The following is an 18,659-nucleotide window of genomic DNA, read 5'->3' on the forward strand; positions in this document are numbered from 1 at the left end:
AAGCCTGCTAACGATCAACTCTTCCCTCTTCAATCCATGGAGATACACATGAAGCCGTCCGTTATTCTCTACAAAGCCCTGCCTGACGATTTGTTACAACGCCTGAACGACAACTTCACCGTCACCCGCGTACCAAACCTGCATCCAGAGACCGTGCAGCAGCACGCTGATGCCTTCGCGAATGCCGTTGGGCTGCTGGGTTCCAGCGAAAACGTGGACACCGCTTTGCTTGAGAAAATGCCAAAGCTACGTGCCGCTTCCACCATTTCCGTGGGCTATGACAATTTCGATGTGAATGCGCTGAACAACCGTCGCGTTCTGCTGATGCACACGCCGACCGTACTGACCGAAACCGTGGCCGATACGCTGATGGCGCTGGTACTCAGCTCTGCTCGTCGCGTGGTTGAGGTTGCCGAACGAGTGAAAGCAGGCGAATGGAAGCAGGGTATCGGCCCGGACTGGTTTGGCATCGACGTTCATCACAAGACGCTGGGGATTGTCGGAATGGGCCGCATAGGCATGGCGCTCGCCCAGCGCGCGCATTTCGGCTTCAACATGCCAATTCTCTACAACGCACGACGCCACCATCCGCAGGCGGAAGAGCGCTTTAACGCCCGCTATTGTGATTTGAATACCCTGCTGGAAGAAGCTGATTTTGTCTGCCTGATCCTGCCGCTCACCGAGGAGACTCACCATCTGTTCGGCGCAGAGCAGTTCGCACGGATGAAGTCATCCGCCATCTTCATTAACGCCGGTCGTGGTCCGGTCGTGGATGAGCAAGCGCTGATTGCCGCACTGCAAAACGGCGATATCCACGCCGCGGGGCTGGACGTGTTTGAGCAGGAGCCGCTGCCAGTAGAGTCTCCGTTGTTGAAGCTACCTAACGTGGTGGCGCTGCCGCATATCGGTTCCGCGACGCATGAAACCCGCTACAACATGGCGGCCTGTGCGGTGGATAACCTGATTGACGCACTGAAAGGGAACGTAGAGAAGAACTGTGTGAACCCGCAGGTTGCGGGGTAAAACGACGCTGCCCGGCGCGATGCCGGGCAACGATAACGCTTATTTAGTTGCGTTGACTGCTGCGGTCCACGCCTGGCTAAACGCCTGGTGCTGTGCCGCCAGTGGGCCAATCAGTGAATTGTACTGACTTGCCTGCTGTGACGTCGGGAACTGAATACCGTTAGCGACAAAGCTCACCTGAGTGCCCTGCTGCGCGACGAAATCACCGACCTGTACCAGTTGCTGGGTAAACACCTGAGCAGCAGGAATCAGCGGTTGCAGCGCTTCGGACGGGCCGGTCACGACTTTACTGTATACCTGATCAAAGACAGGCTTAAGGTCATCAGCCTGTTTCAGCGCCGAATGCGCGGCATCAGCCTGCATTTTCGCATTCTGCAACTGCTGGCTCAGAACACCCAGTGAACCATTAGCCTGACGCAGCGGCTCGCGCTGGGTCATGTAATCTTGCGGTACGCGAATCGCGTTAACGCTATCGACAACCGGACGTAAACCGGCATCCATCGCCTGACTTACCTGCTGTGAGTAGCCATAAATGACGGCGTAGTCGGAAACAAACGGTCCGAACTGTTTTTTCTGGTCAGCGGTCAGCGTCGGCAGGCGTTCACCGCCACGCATTACCGTATTCTGCAGGAAATCGACGAATGCTTTACGCTGATCGCCTTCCTTATCAAAACACCCACTCAGGCTAACAACCATCAATATCGCCGCAACAGGCGCAAACCAGCGAGAGCAGGACTTTCCTGACGCCATTTTAATACTCCTTCAGCCAAAAAAAGCGCAAACCGGCACACGCGTGCCCAACGGTGACAAGGATAGTCCAGAGCCGCGCCGCAAGATACCTTTTTCATGCGTTCTCTGGCGGTTCGCGCGCATTGTTAATTGATTGTTGCACACATCACATTTATCACGATGAAACCACGGTAAATAAATGGGCATAACAAGATGATATTGCTTTATTTTTCACCCGCCAATGCACCCACCTCGCCTTGAGAGAACGATAATCGCACACTTCCTGGCCACGGTGGATTGTTGTCCTGCTGCATAAGTGATTTTATTTAACGAACGATTAACGACAAAACGTTCGATAATCGCCCAATTACCTCAATACCGGCGAGAAAGATAAGCGTTGAAAAAACCACTTACTCGCACCGCTTAGCAGGAATTACCGCATGACAACACAGACAACAACGGATATTCAGGCTTTTATCAATCGCAATCCCTTCTCAAAGTACCAGTGGATGATTCTGGTGCTGTGCTTTGTGACCGTCGCGCTGGACGGCTTCGATACCGCCATTATTGGCTTTATCGCATCCGATTTGGTTCAGGAGTGGGGCGTACAAAAATCTGACCTTGGCCCGGTGATGAGCGCCGCGCTGGTCGGTCTTGCCGTCGGCGCGCTGACCGCTGGGCCGATGGCAGACCGTATCGGCCGTAAAAAGGTGCTGGTGCTGTCGATTCTGGTCTTTGGTGGCTTCAGCCTGATTACCGCCTTCGCCACTTCGCTGACGCAACTGACCGTTCTACGTTTCTTAACCGGCCTGGGGCTCGGTGCTGCCATGCCAAACGCCGCGACGCTCATGAGCGAGTATGCGCCGGAGCGCCGTCGCGCCCTGCTGGTGAATCTGATGTTCGTTGGTTTCCCAATTGGTTCTTCACTCGGTGGGTTCATCTCTGCATGGATGATCCCACACTACGGCTGGCAGAGCGTACTGGTGCTGGGCGGCGTAATGCCGTTAGCGCTGGCGGTCGCGTTGATTTTCCTGCTGCCAGAGTCGGCCCGCTATCTGGCAGTAAAAAACCGTTCTCAACAGCAGATTGCCAATATTCTGCGCCACATTGCCGCGCTGCCGGAGAACACCCGGTTTGTCCTGCAAGAGGCTGGGCAGGTCAAGGAGCAGTCGGCGCTGGGGGTTATCTTCTCGCCACGCTATCTGGTGGGCACCATCATGCTGTGCCTGACCTACTTTATGGGGCTGCTTATCTTCTACCTGCTGACCAGCTGGCTGCCGCTGTTAATTCGTGAAACCGGTGCGACGCTGAGTCAGGCCTCCGTGATTACCGCACTGTTCCCGCTCGGCGGAGGGATTGGCGTGCTGGTATTAGGCGCGCTGATGGACAAAATCAACCCGAATAAAGTCGTCGCCGTGGGCTACCTGTTAACCGGGATCTTTGTCTGTCTGGTCGGTTTCTCAACCAGTAATCTGGTGCTGATGGGCGTCATGGTGTTTATCGCCGGGACGATAATGAACGGCGCACAGTCATCCATGCCAGCGCTGGCCGCCGGGTTTTATCCAACGCAGGGGCGCGCAACGGGCGTTGCCTGGATGCTGGGGCTGGGCCGCTTTGGGGGTATCCTCGGCGCATTTAGCGGTGCGTTCTTAATGCAGGCAGAGCTTTCCTTCAAAACGATTTTCGCTCTGCTGGCAATACCCGCGGTGCTGTCAGCCATCGCGCTGATGGTGAAGTACATCGCCGGTAAAAATCAGCAGAATCAAGGCGACAGCACAGCGGCAGCGTTGACTGAATCGGCACAAAAAGTCTGATATTTAGCCCCGACAGTGCGCTGCCGGGGCTAAATGATATTTTTTTACAATGCACTCACAAATGATAATAGTTCATATTTATCAAGTTATTAGACGGAATTCTCCTTATCTGCACCCCAGGAGCATAGTAAATTATGTGCAGATAACGTTTGCTTTTGCGGTAAGAGTTATGCGTTAATACATCCACGGTTTGACATACAGACCACAAAGCAGTTGAGTAAAGCAGTTCCCTTCAAGGTTATCCATTGGTACCCCTCGTAGCGACATTCCTTTACGCTTTAAATTCTGTAAAGCATGCCATATCGCCGAAAGGCTCAATTAATTTTTAAAGGTAATTTCTATGTCCGGTAAAATGACTGGTATCGTAAAATGGTTCAACGCTGATAAAGGTTTCGGCTTCATCACTCCTGACGATGGTTCTAAAGACGTGTTCGTACACTTCTCTGCTATCCAGAACGATGGCTACAAATCTCTGGACGAAGGTCAGAAAGTTTCCTTCACCATCGAGAACGGCGCTAAAGGCCCAGCAGCTGGCAACGTAACTTCCCTGTAAGTTAACGCCGCTAAGAATTGAAAATCCCTGCCTTATGGCGGGGATTTTTTTATCTACAGCGCGGTAAAATGCCACCCGGACTCATGCCACTCCAGCGCATGCGTCAGTTTCAGCCCCTGCAAGAACGCCTCATCGTGAGACACCACCAGCATCGCGCCGGGAAAATCAGCCAGCGCCACCTCAATCGCCTGCATCGATGCCAGGTCAAGGTGATTCGTCGGCTCATCCAGCAGTAACAGCTGCGTCGCCTCTCGCCGCCACAGCACGCAGGCCAACGCCGCTTTTAATCGTTCTCCCCCACTGAGTGCCGATAACGGTAGGTTCACTTTGTCCGCGCCAAGCTGTAGCTGCGCAAGACGAGTACGCAGCGCGCCCTCTTCCAGCGGCGTGTCGCCCGCCCGTAGATGCGCCATTACCGATAACGACAGATCGAACTGGCTAAGATGCTGATCCAGCCAGGCGGCAGAGACAGAAAGCTGGCTGTGCCCGGCAAGCGGTGCCTCAAGCCCCATCAGGGTTTTGAGCAGCGTCGTTTTTCCGCAGCCATTGGGTCCGCGCAGCGCCACCCGCATCGGGCCGTCCATGCGCCAGTCGAGGACAGAATGCGCCTGATGTGCCAGCTGTAGCGACTCCAGAACCAGAACCTGCTTACCGCTGGGCACCTCACTGCCGGGCAGCGTAAACATGACAGGCGTATCCTCTTCCACCCGCTCCCGAGCCTGCTTTACCGCATTATCCAGCGCAGTCTGCTGCTCACGATGTTGGCGCAGTAAAGTGCCGGGTCGCTCTCGCGCCGCCCCTTTGTATTTCACCCGTTCAAATGACGCGATATTGAGAGAATCAACGGTACGCAGCGTTTTTGCAGAGCGTCTCTGGCAATCATCATGCTCTTTGTGCTGTCGAGCACGCGTGCGGCGACGTTCAGTGGCAGCATGATCGAGTGCGGCTCGCGCCGCCTGCTGCTCCGCATCACGCTGCTGTTGATACTCCACATAGCTACCGCCATAGCTGCGAAGCGCCGCAGGGGTCAACTCAAGAATGCGTGGCATCCGCGCCAGCAGTTCCCGGTCGTGGCTCGCGACAAGCGCCCCACCCTGCCAGGCATCAAGCTGTCGATAGAACCACTCGCGTCCTGGGCGGTCCAGATGGTTGGTCGGTTCATCAAGCAACAGGAAGTTGGCACCAGAGGTAAATGCCGCGCAAAGCAGCGCTTTCACCCGTTCGCCGCCGCTTAAGGAACCGGCCAGCCTCAATGGGTTAAACTCACCCAGCGCCGCGTCCTGAAAGGCGATGCGGAGCTGGTCCGGCAGATCCCAGAAACCATCCAGACTTTCGATATCGTCGTCGTACGGCTGGCCTTGCTCAAGACGCCGCAATGCGGCGAAAACGGCCCCGTAACCCAACAGCTCAGCCAGCGTGGTCTTCGCTGAGGCCTCATGTTGCTGCGCGACGTAAGCACGAGACGCGAAACATTCGATATGTCCGGTGGAGGGTTCATCAACGCCAGCCAATAGCCGCAGCAACCGCGATTTGCCCACGCCGTTACGCCCGACAAGACCACAGAGTGAACGTTCCAGCGATAAATTCAGCGGGCCGAAAAGAGTATCACCCGTCGCAAACTGACAGGTAACCTGATGTAAAATAAAAGAAGGGGATTGCGCGCAATGGGCCATAAGCACTCCTGAATGAAATCAATAGTTCCCCTGCTTGCGGCAAGCGCCCAGCAAGGATTCGAATTCAGCAGGTGTGTTTGTCCATTTTCAGTGTGCCTCAGTGAGACGAGGGATTCGTCGCGGCAAAGGATAAACGCATTACGCCAATCATTTCAAGGTTCTTTTTTGCGCAACCGCCCTATCCACAAAAAAGGCCTCCCGCGAACGGAAAGCCTTTATATTATTTTGTTAAATAAAAAGGGGTGCATTGAGCCTGCATAACACCGCAATAGCGGCGGGGAATATTCCCCGCCGTACGCCCTTACTGTCTAATATTGCAGGCTAAAGATGCCGCTAATTCATTGTTTCCTTGCTTAATATGCAATTCACATAATGAATCACGAACCATCCAGGTAAATAATAGAATAGTGAGACATATCACTATCAAACTATACAACATAGATTTTTGCGGCATCCTTTGCCTCCTGTGTTGATTTTCAACAAGTAAGAGGCTAACCTTATGGTGTTCATGCATAGAGTTGGCCTCACTTTGATTTAACGTCAGGTGGGGCTTTTCTCTGTCTGTCATCGGGTGAATACCTGAGACAGACAGTCTCAAGCACCCGCAACTATTCTACCTTAAATATCAAAAGACCTTTCTTTGATGTATTCCTAAAATATTTCTCGCCTATCAATGATTAGACCAATTTATATTAATAAGAGAATTATTAAGCGTTCCATTAATTATATCCAGGACATAAAAAAACCTGCCCGAGAGCAGGTTTTTATTTAATCGCGGAACCATTACTGCAACAGGGAAATATCCGCTACCTGCAGGAACAGATCGCGCAGCTTGGACAGCAGCGTCAGACGGTTCACACGCACATTCTGGTCTTCAGCGTTAACCATCACGTTCTCGAAGAACTCATCCACCGGCTCACGCAGGGATGCCAGCTCAACCAACGCTTCCTGATAACGACCTTCTGCAAAGTACGGCTGCAGCTTGTCGCGCAACACAACCAGGTTGCCCGCCAGCTTGATTTCCGCCGCTTCTTTCAGTACGGAAGCGTGAACGATATCGTTCAGCGTCTCGTCAGATTTAGCCAGGATGTTGGATACACGCTTGTTGGCCGCAGCCAGCGCAGAGGCTTCTTCCAGCGTGCGGAAGTGGGACACCGCCTTCATACGAGCATCGAAGTCTGCCGGACGGGTCGGACGACGCGCCAGTACCGCCTGAATGGTGTCAACGGTGTAGCCTTCGTCCTGATACCAGGCGCGGAAACGACCGAGCATGAAGTCGATAACTTCATCCACCACTTTCGCGTTGGTCAGCTTGTCACCGTACAGACGTACCGCTTCTTCGATAAGGGTCTGCAGATCCAGCGGCAGGTTCTTCTCAACGATAATACGCAGTACGCCCAGCGCAGCACGACGCAGCGCAAACGGGTCTTTGTCGCCTTTCGGGTGCTGACCGATACCGAAGATACCCGCCAGGGTGTCCATCTTGTCCGCAATCGCCAGTGCGCAGGCAACCGGGTTAGACGGCAGGTCATCACCGGCAAAGCGCGGCTGGTACTGTTCGTTCAGCGCAACGGCAACATCTTCCGCTTCGCCATCGTGGCGTGCGTAGTGCATGCCCATCACGCCCTGGGTGTCGGTGAACTCGAAGACCATGTTGGTCATCAGGTCACACTTGGACAGCAGGCCCGCACGGGTTGCATGATTAACGTCAGCACCAATCTGACCCGCGATCCAGCCGGCCAGCGCCTGAATACGGTCAGTCTTGTCGCGCAGCGTACCCAGTTGCTGTTGGAACAGCACGGTTTGCAGACGCGGCAGGTGATCTTCCAGACGTTTTTTACGGTCGGAATTGAAGAAGAACTCGGCATCGGCCAGACGTGGACGAACCACTTTCTCGTTACCGGAGATAATCTGCTGCGGGTCTTTCGACTCGATGTTCGCCACGAAGATGAAGTTTGGCAGCAGCTTGCCCGCGTTATCGTAAACCGGGAAGTACTTCTGGTCGCCCTTCATGGTGTAAACCAGCGCTTCAGCTGGCACCGCGAGGAATTTCTCTTCGAACTTCGCGGTCAGCACCACCGGCCATTCCACCAGTGAGGTGACTTCTTCCAGCAGGCTTTCGCTGAGATCGGCGTTACCGCCAATCTTACGCGCCGCTTCTTCAGCGTCAGCTTTGATTTTGGCTTTACGCATTTCGTAGTCAGCCATCACCATGCCGCGTTCCAGCAGGATCTGCGGGTACTGATCGGCATTGTCGACGGTGAACTCAGGCTCGCCCATAAAGCGGTGACCGCGGATGATGCGATCGGACTGCACGCCGAGGATGGTCGCCGGAACGACTTTATCACCCAGCAGCAGGGTCACGGTGTGAACCGGACGCACAAAGTGTACGTCGGACGCGCCCCAGCGCATCAGCTTAGGAATAGGCAGTTTAGCCAGCGAGTTGGCAATCATGTTCGGCAGCAGCGTTTCGGTACTTTCACCTTTAACGTGCGCGCGATACAGCAGCCATTCGCCTTTGTCGGTGGTCAGACGTTCCGCCTGATCGACAGTAATACCACAACCGCGCGCCCAACCTTCAGCCGCTTTGCTTGGTTTACCTTCCGCGTCGAACGCCTGGGCAATGGCCGGGCCGCGTTTTTCAACTTCGCGATCCGCTTGCGCAGCCGCCAGATTTGCCACTTTCAGCGCCAGGCGGCGAGGAGCGGCAAACCATTCAACGTTACCGTGCGCTAAGCCGGCATTATCCAGCTCTGCCGTGACGTTCGCGGCAAAGGATTCAGCCAGGTTGCGCAGCGCTTTTGGTGGCAGCTCTTCAGTGCCGATTTCCACCAGAAAAGTATTCTCAGACATGGCCGCCTCTTATTTATTCTTGTTGCACATCGGGAAGCCGAGGGCTTCACGGGAAGCATAGTAAGCTTCTGCCACTGCTTTGGTCAGGGTACGAATGCGCAGGATATAGCGCTGACGTTCAGTGACAGAGATGGCTTTACGCGCATCCAGCAGGTTAAAGCTATGGGCGGCCTTCAGAATACGCTCGTAAGCAGGCAGCGGCAGCGGAGTTTCCAGCGCCAGCAGCTGCTGCGCTTCTTTCTCGTACTGCTCAAAGCAGGTGAACAGGAAGTCCACGTCCGCGTATTCGAAGTTGTAAGTGGACTGCTCCACTTCGTTCTGATGGAACACGTCGCCGTAGGTGGTTTTACCCAGCGGGCCGTCGCTCCAGACCAGGTCGTAAACGCTGTCTACGCCCTGAATGTACATGGCCAGACGTTCCAGACCATAGGTGATCTCACCGGTGATCGGTTTACACTCCAGACCGCCAACCTGCTGGAAGTAGGTGAACTGCGTCACTTCCATACCGTTCAGCCACACTTCCCAACCCAGACCCCAGGCACCCAGCGTTGGGTTTTCCCAGTTATCTTCCACAAAGCGAATGTCGTGGATGGTTGGGTCCATACCCAGCTCTTTCAGCGATCCGAGGTACAGCTCCTGGATGTTGTCCGGAGACGGTTTAATCACTACCTGGAACTGATAGTAGTGCTGTAAACGGTTCGGGTTTTCGCCATAGCGGCCATCGGTTGGGCGACGGGAAGGCTGCACGTAGGCAGTCGCCATCGGTTCTGGCCCCAACGCTCGCAGGCTAGTCATTGGGTGTGAGGTGCCGGCGCCAACTTCCATGTCCAGTGGTTGAACAATGGTGCAGCCCTGACGAGCCCAGTAATCCTGTAAGGTCAGGATCAGGCCCTGGAAGGTCCTGGTATCAAACTTTTGCATATGATTTCGTGCTGGATACGTGTGGATTTAAAGGAAGGAGTCAGTATACCCGCTGGCTGCGAGATATACAGTATGAAACGAGGTTGTTTAGACTAAATTGGGGAAAACAGGTCCGTTTTTACCACGAACCCACCCGTTTTAGCTCATGGAGAGATGTAAAAATCGGCCATCGGCATCGAAAGAGCAGACAAAACTTTCATTTCGCGCCGTATAGCCGCGGAGTTCATAACTTCCCTGGAAACGTTCAAATCCGGTGACATCAATTTTCTTCGTCGCGGTGTTATAGCGTTCTGCAGCATTGTCTTTGCACAATTGCTCCATAGAAAGCGAACGTTCGGAATTCACGCGCGCACTTTGTGATTTTTGTACAACCGACGGTTCCGCCGAAGAGCATCCTGCAAGCAGAATAATGGTCAGCAAAGCAGGGAGAGGTTTCATCATCATTATTTATCTTACCGGGCTGTTATTTTAGGCTTTACCCCTTTCTTACCGCCGCATTGTGCGAAGATTGCTTCACCATCACAAGCGCGGGGCGAGAAACTCGGAATTATCCAGTGAGATAGCAAGCACTGGGGCGAGTCTGACCTTATTTATAGCGGAAAAATAGGTATCTGATGCAAGCAAAGATTAACTGGATTGAGAACTTACGCGGAATTGCCTGCCTGATGGTGGTGATGATCCATACCACGACCTGGTATATCACCCACCCGCACGACGTGAGTCCGCTAAGTTGGGACTTTGCTAACGTCTTAAACTCCGCTTCCCGCGTCAGCGTGCCGCTCTTTTTTATGATTTCCGGCTACCTGTTTTTCGGCCCGCGTAGCGCCCAGCCGCGCCATTTTCTCCGTATTGCGCTCTGCCTGCTGTTCTATAGCGCCGTCGCGCTGCTGTTTATCGCCTCTTTTACCCATATCAGCGTTGAAGCCTCGTTGAAGCATATACTGCAAAAACCGGTGTTCTATCACCTGTGGTTTTTCTTCGCCATCATCGTCATTTACCTGGTTTCACCGTTGATTGAGGTTAAAACCATCAGCGGCAAAATGTTGCTGGCGTTAATGGTAGTGATTGGCCTGGCGGCGAACCCCAATACCGTTTCGCTCAGCACTCACGGCGTCGAATGGCTGCCGGTTAACTTGTACATCAACGGCGATACGTTCTATTACGTTATTTACGGGTTACTAGGGCGTGCAATCGGTATGATGGAAACCGATAAAAAAGGTCTCTCCTGGTGCTGCGCGCTGCTATTTGCAGCCTCCGTATGGATTATCTCACGGGGTACGCTGCACGAGCTGCAATGGCGCGGCAACTTCGCCGATACCTGGTACGTTTACTGCGGCCCGATGGTCTTTATCTGCGCCGTATCGCTGTTGACGCTGATTAAAAATACCCTGAACGCGCGAGTGCTTCCGGGGCTCGGCTTTATTTCAAAGCATTCGCTGGGTATTTATGGCTTTCATGCGCTGATTATTTACGCCTTACGTACCGGCGGTCTGGAATTAAAACGCTGGCCTGCACTGGATATTCTCTGGATATTCAGCGCAACGCTTGCCGCAAGCCTGCTGCTTTCTATGCTGCTACAGCGTGTCGATACCCGTAGGCTGGTCAGTTAATTCCCTAGCCCGCATCAGAAGATACTGACCCGATATACAAAGACAGAATGCCGCAAGATATGCGCCTCTTTCGACCAGCGAGAGCGGCGCATTCCACAACCCCACCAGCAACAACCCGCAAGTCATCAGCGCTACCATCTGGCAGACAGAGGCAAAACTACCGTCAATCGATCCACGTTTCACTTCACGCCGATAGACATAGATGACGAACATACCAGTGACCAGCACGCCCAGGAAATAACCTTTGCCGCTTAATAACGGACAGGCCTGCCATAAACCAATGAGATAAATCAGAGCGCCAACAAGCATGATTAGCCATGAAATAAGCACAGAACGTTTCATTGGGATCTCCTTATCCATCAAATGCACATTATGGGAAACGGGAGGCTGGCAACACCGAAAAAGCGACTCAGGGGAGCATTTCAGAATAAAATCATATAATTATTTTATTATTTGCTTCGATTTAATTGCGGGAGTAAATCCCTCCTGCTTGCAGGAGGGATTTATCATCAGGACATCAGCGGCAGCAACCGCTGATACAGTTTGCGGAAGGTCTCACGGCGCTGCAGGTAAACAGCATGAAGATCAGCATCCGGATAATGTGTTTGTTCCAGCTGGAGCTGCGGCAGTAAGTCTGACAGCGGCTTATCCGGATTCACAGCAATTTGCGCCAGCCGCGCTGCACCTAGCGCTGGGCCAACATCGCCCCCGGTGCGATAGTCCAGCTGTAACCCGCTAATATCTGCCAGCATCTGCCGCCACCATGGGCTTCGCGCGCCGCCGCCGATAAGCGTGATGCTTTCCGGCGTCACGCCGCAGGCATGAACCACATCCATCCCATCAGCCAACGCATAGCCTACCCCTTCCAGCACCGCTTTCGCCAGTTCGGCAGGACCATGCTGGTGCGTCAGGCCAAAGAAAACGCCTTTCGCTTGCGGGTTATTGTGCGGCGTGCGTTCACCGGAAAGATACGGTAAGAACCAAATTGGGTCAGCGCTGGCATCCGCATTTTCCGCCGCGCTAATCAGCGCAGGCACGGTCGTCAGGCCGGTCAACCTTGCCGCCCAATCCAGACAAGACGCGGCGCTCAGCATCACCGACATCAAATGCCAGCGGCCCGGCAGCGCATGGCAGAAACTGTGTACGGCGCTTTCCGGCTTGCTCAGGAACCCTTCGCTCACCGCAAAGTAGACGCCCGAAGTGCCCAGCGACAGCATCGCCTGGCCAGCATCCGCCATACCCACACCGATGGCGCCAGCTGCGTTATCACCACCGCCCGCCACTACCGGCACCGCTGGCATATTCCATGCGCTGGCAACCGATGGCAGCAATTTCCCGGTGATGTCACAGCCTTCATACAGCGCCGGCATGTTGTCACGGGTCAGATGGCAAGCGGCGAGCATCTCATCGCTCCAGTCACGCTTCGCGACATCCATCCACATGGTGCCTGCTGCGTCGGACATATCACTGGCAAAATCACCGGTCATACGCAGACGCAAATAATCTTTTGGTAATAGCACCTTATCGATCTGGCTGAAGATCTCAGGTTCGTGCCGCTGTACCCACAGCAGCTTCGGTGCAGTAAAACCAGGCATCATCAGGTTGCCGGTTATCTGCCGCGACGTTTTCACCTTCGCTTCCAGAAGCTCGCACTCTTCAGCACAGCGTCCATCGTTCCACAGAATAGCCGGGCGCAGCACGCGCTGGTGTTTGTCCAGCAGCGTTGCACCGTGCATTTGCCCTGCAATCCCCAGAGACTTCACGCCCTGAAGGCTGTGCAGTTGGCTGAGTCCTTTGATGGCACGATCCGTTGCCTGCCACCACTGCTCTGGGTCCTGCTCAGACCATAGCGGGTGCGGACGGGAAACCGTCAGTTTTTCCGTATGTGACGCCAGGACGCTTCCCTGTTCATCAAGCAGAATCGCCTTAACGCCAGACGTGCCTAGATCTATGCCGATATACATCGCGACTGCTCCTTTAGGTGGTACGATGCCCGGCAAGCTCACGCTCCCGGGCACGTTATACTGCGAAATGCGGTGGTTAACTTACTTGTCGAACAGGTAGTGGTTTACCAGCCCTTCCAGCAACTCCTGATGGCCGCTCTGGTGCTGTGGTGCCAACTGATGCTGCTCGGCATATTTGGCCAGTTCCTGCAGGGACATCTGGCCTTTCAGGATCTGCTGACCCAGTTCGCCATTCCAGCCCGCATAGCGTTTTGCCACACGTTTATCCAGCTCACCGCCTTCAATCATACGGGCAGCGACTTTCAGCGACAGTGCCATGGTATCCATTCCGCTGATGTGGCCGTAGAACAGGTCATATTTGTCGGTGCTCTGGCGACGAACCTTCGCATCGAAGTTCAGGCCACCGGTAGTGAAACCGCCCGCTTTCAGAATCTCATACATCACCAGCGAGTTTTCTTCCACGCTGTTCGGGAACTGGTCGGTATCCCAGCCCAGCTGCGGATCACCGCGGTTGGCATCCACGGAGCCAAACAGGCCCAGCGCAATCGCCGTCGCAATTTCATGATGGAATGAGTGACCAGCCAGCGTCGCATGGTTTGCTTCGATGTTGAGCTTAATTTCTTTTTCCAGACCGAACTGCTTCAGGAAGCCGTAAACGGTGGAAGCATCGTAGTCGTACTGGTGTTTGGTTGGTTCCTGAGGCTTCGGCTCAATCAGCAGCGTACCCTGGAAACCGATTTTGTGTTTGTGCTCAACCACCATCTGCATGAAGCGGCCAATCTGCTCGCGCTCCTGACGCAGGTCGGTATTCAGCAGCGTTTCGTAACCTTCGCGACCGCCCCACAGGACGTAGTTTTCACCGCCCAGCTTATGGGTAGCATTCATCGCGGTGAAGACCTGAGTCGCAGCCCAGCTAAAGACTTCTGGATCTGGGTTCGTTGCCGCGCCTGCGCCATAGCGTGGGTTAGTGAAGCAGTTTGCGGTACCCCACAGCAGCTTCACGCCGCTCTGCTGCTGTTTCTCAGCCAGCACGTCAACCATCTGCGCAAAGTTGTTCAGATACTCTTTCAGGTTCGCGCCTTCCGGGGAAACATCCACGTCGTGGAAGCAGTAGTAAGGCACATTCAGTTTGTGGAAGAATTCAAACGCCACGTCAGCTTTACGTTTTGCGCGCTCAATCGCTTCGCCAGGCTGCTGCCATGGGCGGTCAAATGAGCCAACACCAAACATATCTGCACCGTTCCAGCAGAAGGTATGCCAGTAGCAAGCGGCGAAGCGAAGATGGTCTTCCATACGTTTGCCCAGCACTAATTCGTCCGGGTTGTAGTGGCGGAAAGCCAGCGGGTTCTCAGTTTTTGGGCCTTCAAAACGAACACGATCCAGTTGGTCGAAATAAGCTTGCATAATGAACTCCATAATCTGACAGGCGGCGAGGAATAATTCGTTTTGTAATACTGAATTCTGATTTGCACTTGCTCAATTACGTTATTTCACACTGCTATTAAGAGAATCCACAAATGTGCGCTAGCTCGCAAAACAAATAGGAATCAGCCTCGATTTATGTGAGTAAATTTTGCATACGATGATTTTAAAATCAGATCGCGGTCATAATTTGACAATTAAACGAAATATCGTAATAGGAAGATAAAAATCTGTAATTGCCAGACAGCATTTACATGTTAAAAATTTGCTGCGTGTTAAGTCATCTCCGTTTCTTTTATCGCCAATCTCATCACCTATCCCTACAGAAGGCATTACGATTATGAAGATAAAGAACCTTTGCCTCACACTCTGCGCATCGCTACTGCTCACCAGCATGGTGAGTAGCGCCAAAGAAGTAAAAATCGGTATGGCTATTGATGACCTGCGCCTTGAGCGCTGGCAAAAAGACCGCGACATCTTTGTGAATAAGGCTGAACAGCTGGGGGCACAGGTTTTTGTGCAATCCGCTAACGGCAATGAAGAGACACAAATGTCGCAGATCGAGAATATGATCAACCGTGGTGTAGATGTCCTTGTTATTATTCCGTATAACGGGCAAGTACTTAGCAACGTAATTAAAGAAGCGAAACAAGAAGGCATTAAAGTATTAGCTTACGACCGCATGATCAATAATGCGGATATTGATTTTTATATTTCTTTCGACAACGAAAAAGTCGGTGAAATGCAGGCGCAAAGTCTGGTTAATCAGGTACCTCAGGGAAATTATTTCCTGATGGGTGGTTCGCCGGTTGATAATAACGCTAAACTTTTCCGCGCCGGACAGATGAAAGTATTAAAACCTTATATTGATGATGGCAAAATTAAAGTTGTCGGCGATCAATGGGTTGACGGTTGGTTGCCGGAAAATGCGCTGAAAATTATGGAAAACGCCCTCACCGCTAACAATAACAAAATCGATGCGGTTGTAGCGTCAAACGATGCCACCGCAGGCGGCGCCATTCAGGCACTCAGCGCTCAGGGTCTGGCTGGCAAAGTGGCTATCTCTGGTCAGGATGCCGATCTGGCGGGGGTGAAACGGATTATCAACGGCACGCAAACCATGACCGTATATAAACCGATCACCTTACTGGCCAATAGCGCAGCAGAAATCGCCGTTGAGCTCGGTAACGGCAAGCAGCCGAAAGCCGATGCCACGCTGAATAATGGTCTGAAAGATGTGCCATCCCGCCTGCTCACCCCAATTGAAGTCAATAAAACCAATATTGACGACACCGTTGTAAAAGATGGTTTCCATAAGAAGAGCGAACTCTAAACGGCCCGCCCCAGCCTCACGCTGGGGCAGCCTGGCTTACGCGGAGCACAAGCACTTATGCCATATTTACTCGAAATGAAAAGCATCACCAAGACCTTCGGGGTGGTGAAGGCGATTGATAATGTCAGCCTGCGATTAAACCCTGGCGAAGTGGTTTCCCTGTGTGGCGAAAACGGCTCAGGAAAATCCACGTTAATGAAGGTGCTATGCGGTATTTACCCACATGGCAGCTACGAGGGGGAAATTACCTTTGCCGGCGAGACGCTACAGCCCACGCATATTCGCGATACCGAGCGCAAAGGCATTGCTATTATTCATCAGGAACTGGCATTGGTTAAACATCTGACCGTGCTGGAAAATATTTTCCTCGGCACAGAGATTAGCCGCCACGGCGTGTTGGATTACGACACCATGACGCTGCGCTGCGAGAAATTACTGGCACAGGTGAATCTCGCTATTTCACCCGATACGCGCGTGGGCGATTTAGGTCTAGGGCAGCAGCAGTTGGTTGAAATTGCCAAGGCGCTGAACAAGCAGGTACGACTGCTTATTCTGGACGAACCCACCGCCTCGCTCACTGAACAAGAAACTGCCGTGCTGCTGGGGATCATTCGCGATCTGCAAAACCATGGCATCGCCTGTATTTATATCTCCCACAAACTCAATGAAGTGAAAGCGATCTCTGACACCATCTGCGTGATCCGCGACGGCCAGCATATCGGTACTCGTGATGCCACGAATATGACTGAAGACGACATTATCACCATGATGGTTGGCCGCGAACTCACCGCGCTCTATCCGAGCGAGCCGCATACGGCTGGCGATGAAATTCTGCGCGTGGAGCACCTTACCGCCTGGCACCCCGTGAACCGGCATATTAAACGCGTGAACGACATCTCCTTTAGCCTCAAGCGCGGGGAGATTCTGGGCATCGCGGGCCTGGTGGGTGCCGGACGTACCGAAGCCGTCCAGTGCCTGTTTGGCGTTTGGCGCGGGCGCTGGGAAGGCAAAGTCTTTATTGATGGCAAGCAGGTGGACATCCGCAACTGCCAGCAGGCCATCGCCCACGGTATAGCGATGGTGCCGGAAGACCGCAAAAAAGACGGCATCGTGCCGGTCATGGCGGTTGGAAAAAATATCACGCTTGCCGCGCTCAACGACTTCAGCGGTGCATTTAGCAGCCTGGATGATGCCAAAGAACAGCAGTGCATTTTACAGTCCATCCAGCGGCTGAAGGTGAAAACGTCGTCACCGGATCTCGCTGTCGGTCGACTCAGCGGCGGCAATCAGCAAAAAGCCATTCTGGCGCGCTGCCTACTGCTTAATCCCCGCATTCTCATTCTTGATGAACCCACGCGCGGTATCGATATCGGTGCAAAGTACGAAATCTACAAGCTGATTAATCAACTGGTGCAGCAAGGCATTGCCGTCATCGTTATCTCCTCTGAACTACCGGAAGTGCTGGGTCTGAGCGACCGGGTGCTGGTCATGCACGAGGGGAAATTAAAAGCCGACCTGGTCAATAACGGTCTGACTCAGGAACAAGTGATGGAAGCCGCCTTAAGGAGTGAACGTCATGTCGAAAAACAACCCGTCTGAAATCAAGCTGGCGGCCTCTGCTCCCGCCCCTGCGCTGCGGCTAAAATCGCTCAACCTGCAGGTCTTCGTCATGATCGCGGCCATTGTGGTGATTATGCTGTTCTTTACCTGGACCACTGACGGCGCCTACCTCAGCGCACGTAACGTTTCCAACCTGCTGCGCCAGACCGCCATCACCGGCATTCTCGCCGTCGGAATGGTATTCGTGATTATTTCCGCCGAAATCGACCTTTCCGTCGGTTCAATGATGGGCCTGCTAGGCGGTGCTGCCGCCATTTTTGATGTCTGGCTCGGCTGGCCGCTGCCGCTGACCATTATCGTCACGCTGACGATGGGCCTGGTGCTGGGCGCCTGGAACGGATGGTGGGTCGCCTATCGGAAAGTACCGTCGTTTATCGTAACGCTCGCCGGGATGCTTGCCTTCCGCGGCATTCTGATTGGGATAACCAACGGTACGACCGTTTCTCCCACCAGTGCGGCGATGTCGCAAATTGGCCAAAGCTACCTGCCAGACGGTATTGGCTTCACCTTTGGCGCGATTGGGCTGATGGCGTTTATCGCCTGGCAGTGGCGCGGGCGAATGCGGCGTCAGTCGCTGGGACTGGGCACTCCGGCTTCCAGCGGCGTGGTGGGTCGTCAGGCGCTGACGGCGGTAATCGTCCTCGGCGCTATCTGGCTGCTCAATGATTATCGCGGCGTGCCAACGCCGGTTCTGCTGCTCACGCTGCTGCTGCTGGCGGGAATGTTTATGGCCACGCGCACCGCCTTTGGTCGACGCATATATGCTATCGGCGGCAACATCGAAGCCGCACGCCTTTCCGGTATTAACGTTGAGCGTAACAAGCTGGCGGTATTTGCCATCAACGGCCTGATGGTCGCCATTGCAGGGCTGATTCTTAGCTCACGTCTGGGAGCGGGTTCTCCGTCGGCGGGTAACATTGCCGAACTGGATGCCATTGCCGCCTGCGTTATCGGCGGCACCAGCCTCGCGGGCGGTGTGGGTAGCGTTGCTGGCGCGGTGATGGGGGCATTTATTATGGCCTCGCTCGACAACGGAATGAGTATGATGGACGTCCCCACTTTCTGGCAATATATCGTCAAAGGTGCAATTTTATTACTCGCCGTCTGGATGGACTCCGCCACCAAACGGCGGGCTTAATTGCCC

At 53.8% G+C, this 18,659-nt stretch carries 16 protein-coding genes; 7 read left to right on the forward strand and 9 right to left on the reverse strand.

Features of this window, described 5'->3' with window-relative positions; translation table 11 throughout:
• The first annotated feature begins 48 nt into the window (after positions 1 to 48).
• Positions 49 to 1,023 (forward strand): glyoxylate/hydroxypyruvate reductase GhrB, encoded by a 975-nt coding sequence (gene ghrB / locus ACH1XZ_RS11365; RefSeq protein ID WP_395595648.1) that lies wholly within the window; start codon positions 49 to 51, stop codon positions 1,021 to 1,023.
• 39 nt (positions 1,024 to 1,062) lie between these two features.
• Here the strand turns inward: ghrB and ACH1XZ_RS11370 are convergent, their stop codons facing one another.
• Complete coding sequence (locus ACH1XZ_RS11370; RefSeq protein ID WP_395595649.1) at positions 1,063 to 1,773, reverse strand: DUF3053 domain-containing protein; 711 nt, start codon at positions 1,771 to 1,773, stop codon at positions 1,063 to 1,065.
• 419 nt (positions 1,774 to 2,192) lie between these two features.
• Between ACH1XZ_RS11370 and ACH1XZ_RS11375 the strand changes: the two genes are divergently transcribed.
• Together ACH1XZ_RS11375 and cspE are read left to right on the forward strand one after the other, a co-directional pair.
• Positions 2,193 to 3,566, forward strand: a complete 1,374-nt coding sequence (locus ACH1XZ_RS11375; RefSeq protein ID WP_395595650.1) for an MFS transporter — start codon at positions 2,193 to 2,195, stop codon at positions 3,564 to 3,566.
• Between the two features lie 340 nt (positions 3,567 to 3,906).
• Positions 3,907 to 4,119 (forward strand): transcription antiterminator/RNA stability regulator CspE, encoded by a 213-nt coding sequence (gene cspE / locus ACH1XZ_RS11380; protein ID WP_035893107.1) that lies wholly within the window; start codon positions 3,907 to 3,909, stop codon positions 4,117 to 4,119.
• 53 nt (positions 4,120 to 4,172) lie between these two features.
• On the opposite strand, the gene ACH1XZ_RS11385 is transcribed toward cspE, so the two are convergent.
• The 5 genes from ACH1XZ_RS11385 to ACH1XZ_RS11405 all read right to left on the reverse strand — a co-directional run bounded on the left by ACH1XZ_RS11385 (position 4,173) and on the right by ACH1XZ_RS11405 (position 10,010).
• Positions 4,173 to 5,792: an ABC-F family ATP-binding cassette domain-containing protein gene (locus ACH1XZ_RS11385; protein WP_395595651.1), complete on the reverse strand. Its 1,620-nt coding sequence runs from the start codon at positions 5,790 to 5,792 to the stop codon at positions 4,173 to 4,175.
• Between the two features lie 301 nt (positions 5,793 to 6,093).
• On the reverse strand, positions 6,094 to 6,246 hold the full coding sequence (gene hokA / locus ACH1XZ_RS11390) for a type I toxin-antitoxin system toxin HokA (RefSeq protein WP_395595832.1): 153 nt from the start codon (positions 6,244 to 6,246) through the stop codon (positions 6,094 to 6,096).
• 329 nt (positions 6,247 to 6,575) lie between these two features.
• Positions 6,576 to 8,645: a glycine--tRNA ligase subunit beta gene (gene glyS, locus ACH1XZ_RS11395; protein ID WP_395595652.1), complete on the reverse strand. Its 2,070-nt coding sequence runs from the start codon at positions 8,643 to 8,645 to the stop codon at positions 6,576 to 6,578.
• A 9-nt stretch (positions 8,646 to 8,654) separates the two neighbouring features.
• Positions 8,655 to 9,566, reverse strand: a complete 912-nt coding sequence (gene glyQ / locus ACH1XZ_RS11400; protein WP_035893112.1) for a glycine--tRNA ligase subunit alpha — start codon at positions 9,564 to 9,566, stop codon at positions 8,655 to 8,657.
• A 138-nt stretch (positions 9,567 to 9,704) separates the two neighbouring features.
• On the reverse strand, positions 9,705 to 10,010 hold the full coding sequence (locus tag ACH1XZ_RS11405; protein WP_395595653.1) for a YsaB family lipoprotein: 306 nt from the start codon (positions 10,008 to 10,010) through the stop codon (positions 9,705 to 9,707).
• A 170-nt stretch (positions 10,011 to 10,180) separates the two neighbouring features.
• Between ACH1XZ_RS11405 and ACH1XZ_RS11410 the strand changes: the two genes are divergently transcribed.
• Complete coding sequence (locus ACH1XZ_RS11410; protein ID WP_395595654.1) at positions 10,181 to 11,176, forward strand: acyltransferase; 996 nt, start codon at positions 10,181 to 10,183, stop codon at positions 11,174 to 11,176.
• Here the strand turns inward: ACH1XZ_RS11410 and yiaB are convergent.
• The 3 genes from yiaB to xylA form a co-directional block, all read right to left on the reverse strand.
• Complete coding sequence (yiaB, locus tag ACH1XZ_RS11415; protein ID WP_395595655.1) at positions 11,141 to 11,518, reverse strand: inner membrane protein YiaB; 378 nt, start codon at positions 11,516 to 11,518, stop codon at positions 11,141 to 11,143. The genes ACH1XZ_RS11410 and yiaB overlap by 36 nt on opposite strands.
• A 167-nt stretch (positions 11,519 to 11,685) precedes the next feature.
• A complete protein-coding gene (xylB, locus tag ACH1XZ_RS11420) occupies positions 11,686 to 13,140 on the reverse strand; it encodes a xylulokinase (protein WP_395595656.1) in 1,455 nt (484 codons plus the stop codon).
• Between the two features lie 81 nt (positions 13,141 to 13,221).
• Positions 13,222 to 14,544 (reverse strand): xylose isomerase, encoded by a 1,323-nt coding sequence (gene xylA, locus ACH1XZ_RS11425; RefSeq protein WP_395595657.1) that lies wholly within the window; start codon positions 14,542 to 14,544, stop codon positions 13,222 to 13,224.
• 358 nt (positions 14,545 to 14,902) lie between these two features.
• On the opposite strand from xylA, the gene xylF reads away from it, so the two are divergent.
• Genes xylF through xylH form a run of 3 tightly spaced genes read left to right on the forward strand, consistent with a single transcriptional unit; the run spans position 14,903 to position 18,653 of the window.
• The gene (xylF, locus tag ACH1XZ_RS11430) at positions 14,903 to 15,895 is read left to right on the forward strand and encodes a D-xylose ABC transporter substrate-binding protein (RefSeq protein WP_123651074.1); all 993 of its coding nucleotides are present in this window, start codon (positions 14,903 to 14,905) and stop codon (positions 15,893 to 15,895) included.
• Between the two features lie 57 nt (positions 15,896 to 15,952).
• Positions 15,953 to 17,494, forward strand: coding sequence for a xylose ABC transporter ATP-binding protein (locus ACH1XZ_RS11435; RefSeq protein WP_395595658.1), 1,542 nt, complete (start codon positions 15,953 to 15,955; stop codon positions 17,492 to 17,494).
• The gene (gene xylH / locus ACH1XZ_RS11440) at positions 17,472 to 18,653 is read left to right on the forward strand and encodes a xylose ABC transporter permease XylH (RefSeq protein ID WP_395595659.1); all 1,182 of its coding nucleotides are present in this window, start codon (positions 17,472 to 17,474) and stop codon (positions 18,651 to 18,653) included. Before ACH1XZ_RS11435 ends, xylH begins: the two co-directional genes overlap by 23 nt.
• Positions 18,654 to 18,659: the final 6 nt, after the last annotated feature.

Source organism: Kluyvera chengduensis (assembly GCF_044197065.1).
Classification (GTDB): Bacteria; Pseudomonadota; Gammaproteobacteria; order Enterobacterales; family Enterobacteriaceae; genus Kluyvera; species Kluyvera ascorbata_C.

Bases quoted from the DNA above. Each gene is read 5' to 3' on its own strand.
- ghrB (WP_395595648.1), top strand. From the start codon at position 49: ATGAAGCCGTCCGTTATTCTCTACAAAGCCCTGCCTGACGATTTGTTA.
- ACH1XZ_RS11370 (WP_395595649.1), bottom strand. From the start codon at position 1,773: ATGGCGTCAGGAAAGTCCTGCTCTCGCTGGTTTGCGCCTGTTGCGGCG.
- ACH1XZ_RS11375 (WP_395595650.1), top strand. From the start codon at position 2,193: ATGACAACACAGACAACAACGGATATTCAGGCTTTTATCAATCGCAAT.
- cspE (WP_035893107.1), top strand. From the start codon at position 3,907: ATGTCCGGTAAAATGACTGGTATCGTAAAATGGTTCAACGCTGATAAA.
- ACH1XZ_RS11385 (WP_395595651.1), bottom strand. From the start codon at position 5,792: ATGGCCCATTGCGCGCAATCCCCTTCTTTTATTTTACATCAGGTTACC.
- hokA (WP_395595832.1), bottom strand. From the start codon at position 6,246: ATGCCGCAAAAATCTATGTTGTATAGTTTGATAGTGATATGTCTCACT.
- glyS (WP_395595652.1), bottom strand. From the start codon at position 8,645: ATGTCTGAGAATACTTTTCTGGTGGAAATCGGCACTGAAGAGCTGCCA.
- glyQ (WP_035893112.1), bottom strand. From the start codon at position 9,566: ATGCAAAAGTTTGATACCAGGACCTTCCAGGGCCTGATCCTGACCTTA.
- ACH1XZ_RS11405 (WP_395595653.1), bottom strand. From the start codon at position 10,010: ATGATGATGAAACCTCTCCCTGCTTTGCTGACCATTATTCTGCTTGCA.
- ACH1XZ_RS11410 (WP_395595654.1), top strand. From the start codon at position 10,181: ATGCAAGCAAAGATTAACTGGATTGAGAACTTACGCGGAATTGCCTGC.
- yiaB (WP_395595655.1), bottom strand. From the start codon at position 11,518: ATGAAACGTTCTGTGCTTATTTCATGGCTAATCATGCTTGTTGGCGCT.
- xylB (WP_395595656.1), bottom strand. From the start codon at position 13,140: ATGTATATCGGCATAGATCTAGGCACGTCTGGCGTTAAGGCGATTCTG.
- xylA (WP_395595657.1), bottom strand. From the start codon at position 14,544: ATGCAAGCTTATTTCGACCAACTGGATCGTGTTCGTTTTGAAGGCCCA.
- xylF (WP_123651074.1), top strand. From the start codon at position 14,903: ATGAAGATAAAGAACCTTTGCCTCACACTCTGCGCATCGCTACTGCTC.
- ACH1XZ_RS11435 (WP_395595658.1), top strand. From the start codon at position 15,953: ATGCCATATTTACTCGAAATGAAAAGCATCACCAAGACCTTCGGGGTG.
- xylH (WP_395595659.1), top strand. From the start codon at position 17,472: ATGTCGAAAAACAACCCGTCTGAAATCAAGCTGGCGGCCTCTGCTCCC.